General features: G+C 64.0%; 13 protein-coding genes. 10 read left to right on the top strand and 3 right to left on the bottom strand.

Translation table 11 applies throughout. The features are described from left to right. Nucleotides 1–211 precede the first annotated feature (211 nt). The 5 genes from BN2475_RS04520 to msrQ all read left to right on the top strand — a co-directional run bounded on the left by BN2475_RS04520 (nucleotide 212) and on the right by msrQ (nucleotide 6,342). A complete protein-coding gene (locus tag BN2475_RS04520; protein ID WP_094778379.1) occupies nucleotides 212–865 on the top strand; it encodes a c-type cytochrome in 654 nt (217 codons plus the stop codon). 119 nt (nucleotides 866–984) lie between these two features. Beyond that, nucleotides 985–3,192 (top strand): cytochrome c biogenesis protein ResB, encoded by a 2,208-nt coding sequence (locus BN2475_RS04515; protein ID WP_094778378.1) that lies wholly within the window; start codon nucleotides 985–987, stop codon nucleotides 3,190–3,192. 19 nt (nucleotides 3,193–3,211) lie between these two features. After that, nucleotides 3,212–4,423, top strand: coding sequence for a c-type cytochrome biogenesis protein CcsB (ccsB, locus tag BN2475_RS04510; protein WP_094778377.1), 1,212 nt, complete (start codon nucleotides 3,212–3,214; stop codon nucleotides 4,421–4,423). 197 nt (nucleotides 4,424–4,620) lie between these two features. After that, a complete protein-coding gene (gene msrP / locus BN2475_RS04505; RefSeq protein WP_094778376.1) occupies nucleotides 4,621–5,616 on the top strand; it encodes a protein-methionine-sulfoxide reductase catalytic subunit MsrP in 996 nt (331 codons plus the stop codon). Nucleotides 5,617–5,625: 9 nt separating this feature from the next. After that, nucleotides 5,626–6,342 (top strand): protein-methionine-sulfoxide reductase heme-binding subunit MsrQ, encoded by a 717-nt coding sequence (msrQ, locus tag BN2475_RS04500; protein ID WP_094778375.1) that lies wholly within the window; start codon nucleotides 5,626–5,628, stop codon nucleotides 6,340–6,342. 90 nt (nucleotides 6,343–6,432) lie between these two features. Here the strand turns inward: msrQ and lysA are convergent, their stop codons facing one another. Both lysA and lptM read right to left on the bottom strand, forming a co-directional pair. Beyond that, nucleotides 6,433–7,695: a diaminopimelate decarboxylase gene (gene lysA, locus BN2475_RS04495; protein WP_094778374.1), complete on the bottom strand. Its 1,263-nt coding sequence runs from the start codon at nucleotides 7,693–7,695 to the stop codon at nucleotides 6,433–6,435. A 9-nt stretch (nucleotides 7,696–7,704) separates the two neighbouring features. Then, complete coding sequence (gene lptM, locus BN2475_RS35275) at nucleotides 7,705–8,037, bottom strand: LPS translocon maturation chaperone LptM (protein WP_094778373.1); 333 nt, start codon at nucleotides 8,035–8,037, stop codon at nucleotides 7,705–7,707. A gap of 35 nt (nucleotides 8,038–8,072) precedes the next feature. Between lptM and cyaY the strand changes: the two genes are divergently transcribed. Further along, the gene (gene cyaY / locus BN2475_RS04485; RefSeq protein WP_094778372.1) at nucleotides 8,073–8,390 is read left to right on the top strand and encodes an iron donor protein CyaY; all 318 of its coding nucleotides are present in this window, start codon (nucleotides 8,073–8,075) and stop codon (nucleotides 8,388–8,390) included. A 94-nt stretch (nucleotides 8,391–8,484) separates the two neighbouring features. Here the strand turns inward: cyaY and BN2475_RS04480 are convergent, their stop codons facing one another. Beyond that, nucleotides 8,485–10,884, bottom strand: a complete 2,400-nt coding sequence (locus tag BN2475_RS04480) for a penicillin-binding protein 1A (protein ID WP_094778371.1) — start codon at nucleotides 10,882–10,884, stop codon at nucleotides 8,485–8,487. A gap of 256 nt (nucleotides 10,885–11,140) precedes the next feature. Here BN2475_RS04480 and pilM point away from each other — a divergent pair, with 256 nt between their 5' ends. Genes pilM through BN2475_RS04460 form a run of 4 tightly spaced genes read left to right on the top strand, consistent with a single transcriptional unit; the run spans nucleotide 11,141 to nucleotide 15,520 of the window. After that, nucleotides 11,141–12,133 carry a type IV pilus biogenesis protein PilM gene (gene pilM / locus BN2475_RS04475; protein ID WP_094778407.1) on the top strand — a complete coding sequence of 331 codons (993 nt, stop codon included), beginning with the start codon at nucleotides 11,141–11,143 and terminating at the stop codon, nucleotides 12,131–12,133. Then, the gene (locus tag BN2475_RS04470) at nucleotides 12,130–12,855 is read left to right on the top strand and encodes a fimbrial assembly protein (protein WP_425435469.1); all 726 of its coding nucleotides are present in this window, start codon (nucleotides 12,130–12,132) and stop codon (nucleotides 12,853–12,855) included. The genes pilM and BN2475_RS04470 overlap by 4 nt, the downstream gene beginning before the upstream one ends. Then, nucleotides 12,852–13,772 (top strand): hypothetical protein, encoded by a 921-nt coding sequence (locus tag BN2475_RS04465; RefSeq protein WP_094778370.1) that lies wholly within the window; start codon nucleotides 12,852–12,854, stop codon nucleotides 13,770–13,772. The genes BN2475_RS04470 and BN2475_RS04465 overlap by 4 nt, the downstream gene beginning before the upstream one ends. Next, nucleotides 13,772–15,520 carry a type IV pilus secretin PilQ gene (locus BN2475_RS04460; protein ID WP_425435468.1) on the top strand — a complete coding sequence of 583 codons (1,749 nt, stop codon included), beginning with the start codon at nucleotides 13,772–13,774 and terminating at the stop codon, nucleotides 15,518–15,520. Before BN2475_RS04465 ends, BN2475_RS04460 begins: the two co-directional genes overlap by 1 nt. The last annotated feature ends 82 nt before the right edge of the window (nucleotides 15,521–15,602 follow it).

Below are 15,602 nucleotides of genomic sequence, written 5' to 3'. Positions count from 1 at the left end.
GGCCAGGATTCGAGACGCCGGGGAACCCGGAGTGGGGACGGGTCAAGCCCGACTGGCGTCTTAGCAATTAGCGAGTTATTGTACAATACGATGGTTTACTGAAAACCTGAGGGGGCCAGCCCGCGTGCCTCGGCGGCTCCTGGCGGTCACTCGGTCGCCGTCGTATTTTGCAAAGCCTCTAAAATCCCACAAGACGAGACAGGGTGTGCGAATGAATCGACTGAGCAAGACTCTGATGGTGCTTCATGTAGCGGCAGGTCTTTCAGGTTTGGCAATTCAGGCACAAGCAGCAGAGCCGGCAAAGCCGGACATCAATCGGGGGCAGGCAATCGCAGTGCAGGTGTGCGCATCATGTCACGGTGCAGATGGCAACAGTGCCGGCGGTGCATATCCGAAGCTGGCTGGCCAACATCCCGAGTATCTCGTCAAGCAACTCAACGATTTCAAAACGCAGGCGGGCGCCAAGCAGGCCGCCCGCAACAATGCGATCATGGCGGGCATGGCGGCGGCGTTGTCCCCGCAGGACATGGTCAACGTCGCGGCTTATTTCGCGGCGCAGACCCCGAAGCTAGGCTATGCCCATAACAAAGACACCGTCGCGCTCGGGCAGAAGATTTATCGAGGCGGGGTCGCCGACAGGGGCGTGCCGGCATGTGCGAGCTGCCATGGGCCGACCGGTCAAGGGATACCATCACAGTTTCCGTATTTGTCGGGGCAGTGGGCGGAATACTCGGTGGCGCAGTTGACAGCATTTACGCAGGGTCCGGGCGCACGCAACAACAACGAGGCGATGCATACCATTGCATCGCGTCTGTCGGACAGCGAGATCAAGGCTGTAGCCGATTACATCGCGGGCTTGCATTAAGCAAGAGCCCGCACGCAAATGCAACCGGCCTGACAAGGCCGGTACAAAACAAGAAAAGGGTGAGGGCGTCGTATCTGCGACGGCCCTTCACCCTTTTTTGCTGTTCAGTCGGAGTATGAATGAGCGTCACCACGTCGGGTTTGCAGTCGAAGTCGGGCAATCGTGTCGTGCGCAACGTCGTCGAAGTATTGAGTTCGATGCGTTTCGCGATTGCGCTGCTCGTGATTCTGTCAATCGCCAGCATCATCGGCACCGTCCTCACGCAGGACGATCCGTATCCCAACTACGTCAATCAGTTCGGCCCGTTCTGGGCGGACATCTTCCGCTCGTTGAGCCTGTACACGGTGTACAGCTCGTGGTGGTTCATGCTGATCCTCGGTTTCCTGATGGTGTCCGTGTCGCTGTGCGTGATCCGCAATGCGCCGAAGATGCTCGCCGACGCGAAGAGCTGGAAGGACAAGGTCCGCGAAGGCAGCCTGCGCGCGTTCCATCACAAGGGCGAGTTCGCGGTGCACGGCACCCGCGCGCAGACCGCGGCGGTGCTCGCGAAACTTTCGGCCAGACTCGGCTACAAGTTCGTCACGCGTGAGTCGGAGGGCGCGACGCTGATCGCCGCGAAGCGCGGTGCGTTGACCAGATTCGGTTACATCTCCGCTCACATCGCAATCGTGGTGATCTGCCTCGGCGGTTTGCTCGACAGCAATCTGCCGATCAAGCTGCAAATGTGGCTGTTCGACAAGTCGGCGATCCGCGCCAACACGGTGATCAATGAGATCCCGCCGGAACATCGTCTGTCGCAATCGAATCCGACGTTCCGCGGCTACGCGTGGGTGCCGGAAGGGCAGCACGTGTCGACGGCAATCCTGAACCAGCCCGACGGCTCGCTGATCCAGGACCTGCCGTTCTCGATCGAACTGAACAAGTTCATCGTCGACTATTACTCGACGGGCATGCCGAAGCTGTTCGCGAGCGACATCGTCGTGGTGGACCACAAGACGGGTGCGCGCGTGCCGGCGCGCGTCGAGGTCAACAAGCCGTTCGAGTACGACGGCGTGTCGATCTATCAGTCGAGCTTCCAGGATGGCGGCTCGCAGATGCAGATGACCGCGTACCCGATGTCCGGCGCGAGCGCGAAGACGGCGCCGTTCGGCGGCACGATCGGCGGCGACGCGCCGCTGAGCTCGGCCACGCCGCTCGCCGACGGCCAGACGGTTGAATTCACCGATTTCCGCGCGATCAACGTCGAAAATGTCTCGAACGGCAATGGCCAGACCGATGCCCGTGGCGTCGCCGCGCATCGCACGCTGCAAGAGGCGTTCGACGAACGCCTCGGCTCCGGCGCGAAGACGTCAAAGCCGCTCGATCTGCACAACGTCGGCCCCTCGGTGCAGTACAAGGTGCGCGACAAGGACGGCCAGGCGCGCGAGTACAACAACTACATGCTGCCGGTCGACGTGGCAGGCGAAAAGATGTTCCTCGCTGGCATGCGCGTGAATCCGGACGATCCGTTCCGCTACCTGCGCATTCCCGCCGACACCGGCGGCACGGTCAAGGAGTGGATGAATCTGCGCGCGACGCTCGAAGATCCGGCCATGCGCGCCGCGGCAGCACACCGTTTCGCGCTCCGCTCGGTGCCGGGTTCGAATGCCGAACTGCAACAGCATCTCGAAGAAAGTGCGCTGCGTGTGCTGACCCTTTTTGCGGGCGCGGACAACAGCATCAAGATGCCGAATGGCCAGGTGGTCGGCGGCTTCCAGGCGATTGCCGGTTTTATCGATCGCTCGGTGCCGAAGGGCGAGCAGGAAAAGGCAGCGGGCTTGCTGCTGCGTATGTTGGAAGGCGCGACGTGGGACCTGTGGCAACTATCGCGCCAGCGGCTCGGCGAGCCCGAAGCACCGGCCAATGCGGACGCGAGCCGCTTCGTGCAAAGCTCGATCAACGCAATGTCCGACAGCTTTCTGTATGGATCGCCGGTCTACCTGCAGCTTGACTCTTTCAAGCAGGTGCAAGCTTCGGTATTTCAGTTGACACGCGCACCGGGCAAAAAAGTCGTGTATCTTGGCAGCCTGCTCCTCGTTTTGGGCATCTTTTCGATGTTCTACGTCCGCGAACGGCGCCTGTGGTTCTGGCTCAAAGATACCGATCACGGCACGAATGTCGTCATGGCGATGTCGAGCGCGCGCAAAACGCTCGACTTCGAAAAAGAGTTCGTCCAGACGCGCGAAGCCGTGGGCGCCGCGCTGGGCGCGAAGCTCATCGAAACATCCGACGCCGCCAGCGCCCCGGGCACGTCAGGCGACGCTAGCGCGCCGTCTGCAGGCTCATAAGATTCGATCCGGTAAGACTATGGACTTGACTCAGGTTTCCTCATCCTCTTCTTCGCCCGCGCGGCTCGGCAAGGCGTTCGCGGGCGACCCGTCGACCGTCGCGCAGTATGACGAGCGGCCGTTCCTGAAACGGCTCGGCATCGTCGACTGGCTGTTCGCTCTTGCGATGGTCGCGGGTGCCGGGTTCGCGCTGTCGCGCTATTACCCGTTCATGAACTTCTACGACAAGCTGGTGCTGGTGTGCGCGGTGCCGGTCTTCGTCGTGCTCGGCTGGCGCTGGAAGCCGGTCCGCGCGCTGATGGTGGGGATCGCAGCGCTGTCGTTGCTGGCAATCCAGATCTACCAAGGCGACCTCAGCCGCGCGGACAACGCGTTCTTCCTCAAGTATTTCCTGTCCAGCCAGTCCGCGATCCTGTGGATGAGCGCGCTCTTCGTGTTCGCCACCATGTTCTACTGGATTGGCCTGCTGTCGCGCTCGCCGACCGGCGCGGCGATCGGCTCGAAGATGACGTGGGTCGCGGTGCTGATGGGCTTCGTCGGCATGATGGTGCGCTGGTACGAGTCGTACCTGATCGGCGCGGATGTCGGCCATATTCCCATTTCGAACCTGTACGAAGTGTTCGTCCTGTTCAGCCTGATCACCGCGCTGTTCTACCTGTACTACGAGCAGCACTACAACACTCGCGCGCTCGGGGCGTTCGTGCTGCTGGTGATCAGCGCCGCCGTCGGCTTCCTGATGTGGTACTCGGTCAGCCGCGACGCGCAGCAGATCCAGCCGCTGGTTCCGGCGCTGCAAAGCTGGTGGATGAAGATTCACGTGCCTGCGAACTTCATCGGTTATGGCAGTTTTGCGCTGTCGGCGATGGTGGGCGTCGCCTATCTGGCGAAGGAGCGTGGCATGCTGGTGGACCGCCTGCCGGCGCTCGACGTGCTCGACGATCTGATGTACAAGTCGATCGCGGTCGGCTTCGCGTTCTTCACGATCGCCACGATTCTCGGCGCGCTGTGGGCTGCGGAAGCCTGGGGCGGCTACTGGAGCTGGGACCCGAAGGAAACGTGGGCACTGATCGTCTGGCTGAACTACGCGGCGTGGCTGCACATGCGTCTGATGAAAGGGCTGCGTGGTGCGGTCGCGGCATGGTGGGCGCTGACTGGCCTGCTGGTGACCACCTTCGCGTTCCTTGGCGTCAACATGTTCCTGTCGGGCCTGCATAGCTACGGCAAGCTGTAAGATCCGCCGCTCCGGACCGACCAAGAACCGCCGTGTGCTTCGCACCGGCGGTTTTTTTATGGCTGGCGGAATATTCGTTGCGTCCAATGTGTTGGCCGAAGTAGTACCTGTGGATGACTGGACGGACGCCCGGACCGGCGATCATCAATATGGCCCCGTCAGACAGACTGACCGATGGGCCGGCAAGGAGCAGCACGATGTGGATCAAGCGAAGCGGCAGAATTCAACTTATCGGCGACGACATCGCGCGCAGCGAGATTACGCCGCGGCATGTTTTCGAGAATCGGCGGCGCGTGTTGCAGGCGGCGGGTGCGCTGGCGCTCGGCGGTCTGATCGGCGTCAATGGCGAGGCGCTGGCCGCCTACACATCGCCGGATTCGAAGGCGCAGAAGCTCGCAGCGAAAACCAACGCCGGCTTCGTCGCGCTGGACAAGATGACGCCGTACAAGGACATCACCACGTACAACAACTTCTACGAATTCGGCACCGACAAGGCCGATCCCTCTCATAGCGCCGGGACGTTGCGGCCGCATCCGTGGAAGGTGAGCGTCGAGGGGGAAATCAGGAATCCGAAGGTGTATGACATCGATGAGCTGCTCAAGCTCGCGCCGCTCGAGGAGCGTGTGTATCGGCTGCGCTGCGTCGAAGGGTGGTCGATGGTGATTCCGTGGATCGGCGTTCCGCTGTCGGAGTTGATCAAGCGCGTGCAACCCACCGGCAATGCCAAATACGTGCAGTTCGTCACGTTGGCCGATCCGTCGCAAATGGCGGGGCTTTCGACCCCTGTGCTCGACTGGCCGTATTCCGAAGGTCTGCGGATGGACGAAGCGATGAACCCGTTGACGCTGCTGACGATGGGGCTCTACGGTCAGGTGCTGCCCAATCAGAACGGCGCGCCGATCCGCGTCGTGGTGCCGTGGAAGTACGGTTTCAAGAGCGCGAAATCGCTGGTGAAGATCCGCTTTGTCGAGAAGCAGCCGCCCACGAGCTGGAACACGTATGCATCGAACGAGTATGGGTTTTACTCGAACGTGAACCCGAACGTCGACCATCCGCGCTGGAGTCAGGCAAGCGAACGGCGCATTGGCGAAGACGGCTTTTTCACGCCCAAACGCAAGACGCTGATGTTCAACGGCTATGGAGAGCAGGTCGCATCGCTGTATCAGGGCATGGACCTGAAGAAGAATTTCTGAGGCGCGACCATGGCTGCCGACATGCAACCTGTTACCCAGCCCGCCCGCCAGGCCGCACGCCAGACGGCGCGCACGCAAGCATCCGCATCGACGTCGGCGGTGAAGCGGTCCGCAAGTGGCGCGCGCTGGATCGTGCCGGCAAAGATCGCGGTGTTTGTCGCGGCATGGTATCCGCTCGCGCGCATCGTATTGTTCGGCATGACGGACCGACTCGGCGCAAATCCGATCGAGTTCATCACGCGCTCGACGGGGCTCTGGACGCTCGTCTTTCTCTGCATCACGTTGGCGGTCACGCCTTTGCGCCGAGTCACCGGCGTTGCTGCGTTGGTGCGCTTTCGGCGAATGCTCGGGCTCTACGCGTTCTTCTATGCAACGCTGCATTTCACCACTTATCTCTGGTTCGACAAGTGGTTCGACGTCGCGGCCATCGTCAAGGACATCGGCAAGCGGCCGTTCATCACCGTGGGCTTTGCCGCGTTCGTGTTGCTGATCGCATTGGCCGGGACGTCGCCGCGGGCGATGGCGCGCAAGCTCGGCCGGCGCTGGCAGACGTTGCATCGCGCAATCTATGCGATCGGGGCGCTGGCGATCCTGCACTTCTGGTGGATGAAGGCGGGCAAGCACGATCTGCTGTTGCCGAAAATTTACGGCGCGATCATGGTGGCGCTGCTGGGTTGGCGTTTGATCGTATGGCTGCGGGAGCGGAGGTCGAGGACGACGCGTTGACGACGCTGGTATGTGTTCGCAAGCGCGCTTCAAAAGTAAAGGCGATGCCGCAATGGCATCGCCTTTTTAACGTTGCGCGGCAGCTGACGTTTACGCTGGCAAGATCGTTTCGCCCGCAAACAGTTGCCTGACCTCTTCGCGTGCACGCACCACGTGTGCCTGTGTACCATCCACCATCACCTCGGCCGCACGTGGACGCGTGTTGTAGTTGGAGCTCATCACGAAGCCATAAGCGCCGGCGGAGCGGATCGCGAGCAGATCGCCCGGTTCGACCGCCAGCAGACGTTCGCGGCCGAGCCAGTCGCCGCTTTCGCACACCGGGCCGACCACGTCGTACACATGAGCCGGCAGGTTGCGCTCAACGACGGGGTCGATCGCGTGATACGCCTCGTACATCGCGGGGCGCGCGAGGTCGGTCATCGCCGCGTCGACGATAGCGAAATTCTTTTCCGCGCCCGGCTTCAGAAACTCGACACGCGTGAGCAGCACGCCCGCATTGCCGACCAGCGAGCGGCCCGGCTCGAAATACACTTCACGATGGCCGTGACCGCGCGCTTCGATACGATCGAGCACGGTACGCACGAACTCGCCGATCTCCGGCGGGGTTTCATCGTCGTAGGTGATGCCCAGACCGCCACCCACGTCGATGTGGCGAATCTTCACGCCGTCCTGTTCGATCTGCTCGACCAGCTCCAGCACTTTGTCGACCGCATCGAGATAAGGCGCGACTTCGGTGATCTGCGAGCCGATATGGCAGTCGATGCCGATCACGTCGAGATTCGCCATCGCGGCGGCCGCCTGATACGTGGCGCGTGCGTCTTCGAAGGCAACGCCAAACTTGTTCGACTTCAGACCGGTAGAGATATACGGATGCGTCTTTGCGTCGACGTCCGGATTCACGCGCAGCGACACGGGCGCCTTCTTGCCCATTTCGGCGGCCACCGCGTTCAGGCGGTCGAGCTCGGGAATCGATTCGACGTTGAAGCATTTGACGCCAGCCGCGAGCGCATCGCGCATTTCGTCCGCGTGCTTGCCGACGCCGGAAAACACCGTGTTTTCCGCTTTGCCGCCGGCCGCCAGCACGCGCGCCAGCTCACCGCCCGACACGATGTCGAAGCCGGCGCCGAGTCGCGCGAACACATTCAGCACGGCGAGATTGCTATTGGCCTTGACGGCCACGTGCACGCTCGCGCGACGGCCAACGCAAGCGCCTGCGTATGCGTTCCAGGCGTCGGTGAGCGCGGCGCGCGAATAGACGTACAGCGGCGTGCCGAACTGTTCGGCGAGGGAAACGGCGGACACGCCTTCGGCGTGCAATACGCCGTCGACGTAGTCAAATGCGGATCGAGTCATGCGAAAGTCTTATTGAGCGGGAGGGACGGCGGAGGCAGGTAGCGGGGCCGTGCCGCCGGATGCGGGCGGTGTGGCGAGTTCGGTTTCCGGTGCTAGCGAGAGCGGCGTGCCCGAGGTGTCCGGCACGCTGCTCGTGTCGGCAGCGTTGTCGGTGTCCGGTTTCGTCTGGTCCGGTGGCGTTTGCGTGCGCTGAGCGGGAGGGGCGGGCAGCGGTGGTACCGTGGGCAAATAGAGCGAACCGCGTTGCCCGCAGCCGGCCAGTGCACAACCTGCGAGAATGGCCAAAACCGCTACAATCGCGCGGCTGGGCGCCGCCGCGCGCATCCGAGTGACGACTCGCATGACTGTCCCTGAATAAATAATCGATGGAGTTTAGCATGTCCGATAATGATTACCTGACCCGCGCGGAAGCCGCGCTAGCCGCCATCGAACGCGGGCTCGACGACACCGACGCGGACATCGAAATCGAGCGCAGCGGCAACGTCCTGACCCTCGAATTCGAGAATCGCTCGAAGATCATCGTCAACCTTCAACCGCCGATGCGCGAGATCTGGATCGCTGCGAAAGCGGGTGGCTTTCACTTCCGGTTCGTCGATGGCGAATGGCGCGACACGCGCAGCGGCGCCGAGTTTTTCGCCGCGCTCTCGGAGTACGCGACGCAGCAGGCCGGCGAGCCGGTGCACTTCGAGGCTTGACGAGAGCCACGAAGCAACCGCCCAAAACAAAACCGCCGCGCTCGATGCGCGGCGGTTTTGTTTTTTCCAACGCACAACGTACGTTGGCAAGCCGTCAGTGGCCGCGGAACAGATTCATGATGTTCTGCTTCTCCTGCTCGCCGACCTGCTCGGGCGCGGCCGCTGATGGGCCGCTCGCCTCGGCATCCAGCGTCGCCTGACTGACGCCTACCGTTGCGACGAACCCGTGCCCCGGCGTGAAGCCGTCGAGATAAAGCTCCGAGCCGAGTTCGACCACGCCGTCGGGCATCGGCATCTTGTACTCCGGCACGCCTTTGAGTGCGCGTCCCATGTACTCGATCCATACCGGCAATGCGAGGCCGCCGCCGGTTTCCTTGTCGCCGAGACTGCGCGGATTGTCGTAGCCGATCCACGCGATGGCCGTCAACGTGTGTTGATAACCGGCGAACCACGCGTCGCGTGAATCGTTGGTCGTGCCCGTCTTGCCGGCGAGATCGGTACGTTTGAGCACGTTGCTCTTTGCGCCCGTGCCGCGTTGCGCGACGCTCTGCAGCAGGCTGTTCATCACGTATGCGTTGCGCGGCTCGATCGCGTACGGCGCGCTTTGCGCGGCGACCAGCGGCTGCGCATGCGCCACCACGACGCCGCGCTGATCGGTGACTTCGGCGATCAGGTATGGATTGATCCGGTAGCCGCCGTTGGCGAACACCGAAAACGCGCCTGCCATCTGCAACGGAGTGACGAGACCCGCGCCGAGTGCCATCGGCAGATAAGCCGGGTGACGGTCCGCGTCGAAGCCGAAGCGCGTGATGTACTGCTGCGCGTACTTCGTGCCGATCTGGTTCAGGATGCGAATCGACACCATGTTCTTCGACTTTTGCAGCGCGGTGCGCATGGTCATCGGACCGTCGAAACCGCCACCGTAGTTCTTTGGTTCCCACGCCTGCCCGCCGGTCTCGGCAGCGCTGAAAAAGAGCGGCGCGTCGTTGATCACGGTGGCCGGTCCGAGTCCCTTTTCGAGCGACGCCGAATAGATGAACGGCTTGAAGCTCGAGCCCGGCTGACGCCACGCCTGGGTCACGTGATTGAACTTGTTCTTGTTGAAGTCGAAGCCGCCGACCAGCGCACGAATCGCACCGTCGCGCGGGATCACCGAAATGAACGCGCCTTCCACTTGCGGCAATTGCGTGATCGACCAGTCGCCGTCGTCGTTCTTCGCGAGCCGGATGATCGCGCCGGGCCGCACGCGCTGATTGGGCTGGGCGCGCGCACTGAGCGCAAACTGCGCAAACCGCAGGCCATCGCCCTGGATGGTCGCGACATTGCCATCGATGAACGTAGCCTGCACCTGCTTCGGGCTCGCCGCGGTGACCACCGCGGCGATGATTTCGCCGTTGTCCGGATGCTCGAGCAACGCGTCGTCGATTTCCTGTTCGCGGTCCTGCGCATCGGCCGGCAGATCGATGAACGCCTCCGGCCCGCGATAGCCGTGGCGGCGTTCGTAGTCCATCAGACCCTTGCGCAGCGCCCGGTAGGCGACGTCCTGATCGGCCGAGTCGATCGTAGTCACGACGTTCAGGCCGCGCGTGTACGCTTCTTCGCGATACTGCGCGTACATGATCTGCCGCACCATTTCCGCGATGTACTCGGCGTGCACGCTGAACTCCTTGCCGGCACTCTTGACGACGAGCGCCTGCCTGCTTGCGTCGTCGTATTGCTGCTGAGTGATGTAGTGCAGTTCATACATGCGCTGCAGGATGTACTCCTGACGCACCTTCGCCCGCTTCGGATTGACCACCGGGTTGTATGCGGACGGCGCCTTCGGCAAGCCGGCCAGCATCGCCGATTCGGCCAGCGTCAGATCCTTCAGGTCCTTGCCGAAGTACACCCGCGCCGCGCTCGCGAAACCGTACGCGCGCTGACCGAGATAGATCTGATTCATGTACACCTCGAGAATCTGATCTTTGGTCAACTTCGACTCGATCTTGTAGGCGAGCAGCATCTCGTAGATCTTGCGCGTGTAGGTCTTCTCGCTCGATAGAAAGAAGTTGCGCGCCACCTGCATCGTGATCGTGCTGGCGCCTTGCGTCGCGTGGCCATTTGTCAGCGCCACGATGCCCGCGCGGGCAATGCCGGTGAGATCAACGCCGCCGTGATCGTAGAAGCGCGCGTCTTCGATGGCGAGGATCGCCTTCTTCAGGCTGTCGGGCACGTCCTGAATATGCACGATGTCACGCCGTTCCTCGCCGAATTCGCCGATCAGCACGTGGTCGGCCGTGTAGATGCGCAGCGGCACCTTGGGCCGGTAGTCGGTCAGCGCATCGAGCGACGGCAAGTTTGGCGTGGCGACCACCAGCGCGTAACCGAGCACCAGCGCCACGCACAGAATGCCCGCAATGATCAGACCGACAAAACCGAGGATGAGCGTCAGCCAGAGCGGACGTTTGCGCTTCTGAGGCGCAGGCGGCGGGGACGTAGGAGACGTGGATTGCATATGTACACCAAAAAACAGTCCCGCGATTATAGCCGCCTCGCTTTTCAGCTTTCGGCCTGCTTACGAACAGTGCTTGACGGGGCGGCGCACGCGGCGCGGCAATGACTTCACTGTAGCCCCTTTGATGCCGCGCAGGGCGCGTCGCGCGCAACGTTAGCCATTCGGCCGAGTGTCGCGCGACGCCGCGGCTCCGCACAATTCTCCCTTGTCACTCGCGTTCGAATGGTTCGTCGCGTGCGTCAGAGGGGAGGGCGTGATGGCATTCAAAAACTCATGGCTTCAAGCCATGCAATCAGGCCGGCAGCGGTTTGCCGCCGGCATCGATATCGGTTCGCAAAGCGTGCGTCTGGTCGTGTTGAGTCAGCGTTCGCGCGCACGCGGTGCGCTGCATCTCGAATACGCCAGCACCGTGCCGCTGGCCGCCGGCGCAATGGCCGGCACCGAGATCGCCGATCGGCAGGCGGTGGCGCGTGCGTTGCGCGACGCATTTGCCGGGCTGCCGCGAGCGTGCGCGACGCATGCGTTGCAATGCGCGATGGCGCTGCCCGCGTCGGCCACGTTGACCACCACGGTGCCGCTCGCGCGGCTTGCTGCGCAAAGCCATTGTGCGGAAGACGGTGGGTATGCGCTCGCCGGCCTCGCACCGGCGGTGCTGGGCGAGGCGGAGCGCATCGCCGGTCTCGAACGGCACGCGCTGGCCGTCGACTGGTTTGTCGATGAAGCGCCGTCGCCAGTGCGCTCGGTGACGATCGCCACTACCGCGCGCCAGCACCTCGAAGCGCGTATGGAGTGCGCGGCGACGGCCGGAATCTCACTGAGCGCCGTCGATGGAGAGCCGCATGCGGCGCTGCGCGCGATGCGCTACGCGGCAAGTCGCGAACTGGATCCGCACGAGCCGTATGCGGCGTTGTGGATCGGCACGGATGGAGTCTACGGATGGCACATCGTCGACGACAGCATTGCCGGCGAGATGCGTTATCCCGCGCCGGAGCACACCGATCTTGCCGATGCGTTGCGCGATCTCGTCCACGGTCCGGTGTTCGACTGCACGCTGGTGAGCGGCGAAGTCGATCTGCTCGACGGCGTGGGCTTCTCGCTTGCGGATATCGCGGACGTATTGGGCTGCACGGTGTTGCCGTTCGAATGCGCCGCGCTGGGCGGCCTCGTGCGACCGTTGAGCGATGCGTTGTTGCATGAGCCGGCCGGCGCGGTCGCATTCGGACTTGCGTTGCGTGGGGTGTTCGAATGATGCGCGACCTTTCGCTCTTGCACGCGGCCGGTTCACGGCCGTCGGATGCCGGGCGCGATGCGCGCTTCGTCTTGCCATGGCTCGGCGGCTTCAATCTGCTGCCCTACCGGCAGCGCAATGCACGGCTTGCACGCCGGCGCTGTGTGCGCCAATGGGTCGGCGCGGCGGTCGCTGGTGGTGTCGCTGTCCTGGTGTTGGCAGGATGGCAGGCATTCGGGAAGGCACGGCTCGACGCGCAGCGCGCGTCGATCGAACACACCCTCACGCAACTGACCGCGCCACTTGCAGAGCACGCGAAATTGCAGCGGGCGCAGGACGAGTCGCACAAACGCGCGGCGCGTGCGGCGAGCTTGTCCGAGCCACTCACGCATCTGCTCGATCTGCTCGAAGCGCTGAGCTTCGAACCTGGCGACGGCGTGGTGTTGCGGCAATTGCGCCAGCGTGAGCACGAGACGGAGTTGCTCGCGACGTCGCGTGGACATCTCGCGTCGGCCGAGTGGCTCAAACGATTGAGCGCGATTCGCGGCGTGAAGGGCGCGGAGATGAACGACCTGCATCGCTCGACGGCACGCGGCAGCGCGCCCGTGGACGAAAGCGTGATGGGCCCCGTCGAGTTCGGCGCGCGCCTGCGCTGGGACGACCCGGTGCCGAAAGCCGCCCACTCGGGCGTCGCCGCGGCGGCGCGTCCTGTGAAGTCCGAACCATCAAGGGGTGCGAAATGAGTACGATCTTTGTCGATGCAGGTGGCGCGACAGGCGCCCAACTTTTTCTTTCCGATTGCATGAAGCGGCTGCGCGTGCCGCTTCATGCATGGAGCCGGCGCCGCCGCTGGCTGGTCGCGTTGCTGATTGCAGCGCTGGTGTTTGGCCTTGGCGCGCATGGCTGGATCGTCGCCGATCTCGGCGGAGTCGAGGCGAGCCGTGCGGCCCTGGCGGCCAGCGCCCAACGTCTCGCGCAAGCGCGGCGCGCGCTCGCGCAATTGCCTGCGCTGCGCCGCGCAACTTCCGCGAGCCCGACCGTGCCTTCGGCGGCGCCGTGGAGTTCCGCGGACGATGTGCGCATCGTCTCCGAACTGGCCGCGCAGAATCGCGTCGCGTTGCTTGCGCTCGAACCGGGTGCGGCCAGCGGCGAGGGCGTCGAAAGCGTGCGTCCGTTGCAGCTCACCGCGCACACGGATTTCGTGCACCTGATGGCGTTTATGCGTGGGCTGTCGGATCTGCCGGTGCTGATCGTTCCCGTCGACGTGACGCTCAAGCATGACGCCGCGGCGCTGTCAGTGAGCGCCACGCTGCGCGTGTTTCGCGCTCTGCGGCCGGCTCCTTCGAATGACGCTGCGCACGCGTTCGACGACGCCAGCCTCGGCGCGGACGACGACGAAGACATCGTGTTCTTCGATCCGTTCTCGCTGCCGCAGATGCAGGCAGGCGACGACTCGCCCGACGTGTCGCTGCTGCGTCTGACCGGATTGCTGCGCGATCGCACGCGTGCGCTGGCGTTGCTCGATACGCCGGATGGCGCGACGACCGCCGTGCCCGGGCAGCAGTTGGGCGATGAGCGCGTGACGCGGCTCGACGCGCTCGGCATTACGCTAGCCAGAGGCGGCACGACGCGCACGCTGACGCTGACGGAGGCTTCCTGATGATGCGGGTGAAAACATTGATCCCGGCGGCCTCGCGCGGCGGCGCTCGCGCTTCGCGCGGGATCCGTGGGGTGTGGATGAGCCGCGCGTGCGCCGGTCTTTTTGTCAGCGCGGCGCTATGCGCAGGCATTGCTCGGGCTTCAACGCCACCGCTGCCAACGCTGCCGCCGCTGCCAGGCTCGATGCCGCTCGACGATCAGGTTGCGCCTGTCGACTCCCCGTACGATGCGGCGCCACTGCCGCGTGCGGTTGGCGCTGAAGGTGCCAGGGAAGTTGCCACTGAAGTGCCGAACCCGTTTCGCGATGATTCATCGGCAGATGCGGCCGTATTGCGAACGGCAGCGCCAGCAAACAACGTGTACCCGAACGACTTTGCGGCCGCGGCCGCGGGTTCCATGCCGCTGCCCAGGCAAGCGGCCGCGCCACCTGGCGACGATGCCGCCGGCGTCGCTGCGCTCGAAGGTCCACCGGTGCCGTTACCGCCGCGGCTGCGCCTCGGCGACGCGCCGAAAAGCGCCGCCGACGCCAGGCTGGCCGCCGACGACAAAGCGATCTCGCTGAACTTCCAGCGCGCCGAACTCGGTGCCGTGCTCAAAGCATTCGCCGAGTTCACGGGGCTGAACATCGTCGCGAGCGAAAGAGTGCGAGGCGCCGTTTCGCTGCGGCTCGACAAGGTGCCATGGCGCACCGCGTTCGATACCCTGCTCGACGTCAATAACCTGGCGATGGAGCGCCACGGCAACGTGATCTGGGTCGCGCCGGTGGCCGAGCTGGCTGCGCGCGAGCGGCAGCGCTTCGAAGCGCACGCGCGGGCCGCCGATCTGGAACCGCTCGCGAGCCGCACGTTCGAGCTGCACTACGCGCATGCCGAAGATGTGCGGCGCCTGCTGACCGGCTCGGGCACCCAGCGTGTGCTGTCCAAACGCGGCGCGGTCACCGCCGATCCGCGCACCAATCTGCTGTTCGTGACCGATCTCGCCGCGCGGCTCGAGCAGATTGCTGCGCTGCTCGCCGCTGTCGACCGGCCGACCCGCCAGGTGTTGATCGAAGCGCGTATCGTCGAGGGCGATCATGGGTTTTCGCGCAATCTCGGCGTGCGGCTCTCGCTCGCAGCCACGAGCACGGACGGGACCGCGAAAGGCCTGAGCGGCGGCGCGGACGGCACGGTCTACGATCTGTCGGCCCGGCCGATCGCCGGTTTCGACGCCGCCACCGCCGGGCTGACCTTGTTCGCGGCCGGCGCGACGCGGCTGCTGAACCTCGAGCTGAGCGCGCTCGAGGCCGAGGGGCACGGCAGAATCGTCTCGAGTCCGCGAGTCGTGACCGCGGACCGGATGAAGGCGGTGGTCGAGCAGGGCACCGAGCTGCCGTATCAGGCCAAGGTGGCGCAGGGTGTGTCGGGCGTGCAGTTTCGCCGGGCCACGCTCAAACTGGAGGTCGAGCCGCAGATCATGCCGGACGGCCGGGTGGTGCTGGACCTCGACGTCGCCAAGGACAGCGTCGGCGAACAGACCGACGCCGGGCCCGCGATCAACACCAAACACGTGCAAACACGCGTCGAAGTCGAGGATGGTGGTACGGTGTCGATCGGCGGGATCTACGCGACCGACGACCGGGACGATGTGACTCGGGTACCTGTCCTGGGCAAAATACCGGTTTTGGGCGCACTTTTCCGCAATCGGGCGCATCGCGACCAGCGCAGCGAACTGGCAGTTTTCATCACGCCGCGCGTGGTTCAGACGAACTAGAGGCATGCCGCCGCCGCTCGCCAGCGGCGGCGCGCAGACTCGACAAGGCAGCCGCTTTGCCAGTAAGCTGCGGCACGAAACA

This window comes from Paraburkholderia ribeironis (assembly GCF_900019265.1).
Lineage (GTDB): Bacteria > Pseudomonadota > Gammaproteobacteria > Burkholderiales > Burkholderiaceae > Paraburkholderia > Paraburkholderia ribeironis.
Note: the sequence above shows the minus strand (reverse complement) of the source record. Positions and strands in the feature narration are given on the sequence as shown.

Coding starts and splice junctions, on each gene's coding strand:
- BN2475_RS04520 (WP_094778379.1), top strand. CDS start 212: ATGAATCGACTGAGCAAGACTCTGATGGTGCTTCATGTAGCGGCAGGT.
- BN2475_RS04515 (WP_094778378.1), top strand. CDS start 985: ATGAGCGTCACCACGTCGGGTTTGCAGTCGAAGTCGGGCAATCGTGTC.
- ccsB (WP_094778377.1), top strand. CDS start 3,212: ATGGACTTGACTCAGGTTTCCTCATCCTCTTCTTCGCCCGCGCGGCTC.
- msrP (WP_094778376.1), top strand. CDS start 4,621: ATGTGGATCAAGCGAAGCGGCAGAATTCAACTTATCGGCGACGACATC.
- msrQ (WP_094778375.1), top strand. CDS start 5,626: ATGGCTGCCGACATGCAACCTGTTACCCAGCCCGCCCGCCAGGCCGCA.
- lysA (WP_094778374.1), bottom strand. CDS start 7,695: ATGACTCGATCCGCATTTGACTACGTCGACGGCGTATTGCACGCCGAA.
- lptM (WP_094778373.1), bottom strand. CDS start 8,037: ATGCGAGTCGTCACTCGGATGCGCGCGGCGGCGCCCAGCCGCGCGATT.
- cyaY (WP_094778372.1), top strand. CDS start 8,073: ATGTCCGATAATGATTACCTGACCCGCGCGGAAGCCGCGCTAGCCGCC.
- BN2475_RS04480 (WP_094778371.1), bottom strand. CDS start 10,884: ATGCAATCCACGTCTCCTACGTCCCCGCCGCCTGCGCCTCAGAAGCGC.
- pilM (WP_094778407.1), top strand. CDS start 11,141: ATGGCATTCAAAAACTCATGGCTTCAAGCCATGCAATCAGGCCGGCAG.
- BN2475_RS04470 (WP_425435469.1), top strand. CDS start 12,130: ATGATGCGCGACCTTTCGCTCTTGCACGCGGCCGGTTCACGGCCGTCG.
- BN2475_RS04465 (WP_094778370.1), top strand. CDS start 12,852: ATGAGTACGATCTTTGTCGATGCAGGTGGCGCGACAGGCGCCCAACTT.
- BN2475_RS04460 (WP_425435468.1), top strand. CDS start 13,772: ATGATGCGGGTGAAAACATTGATCCCGGCGGCCTCGCGCGGCGGCGCT.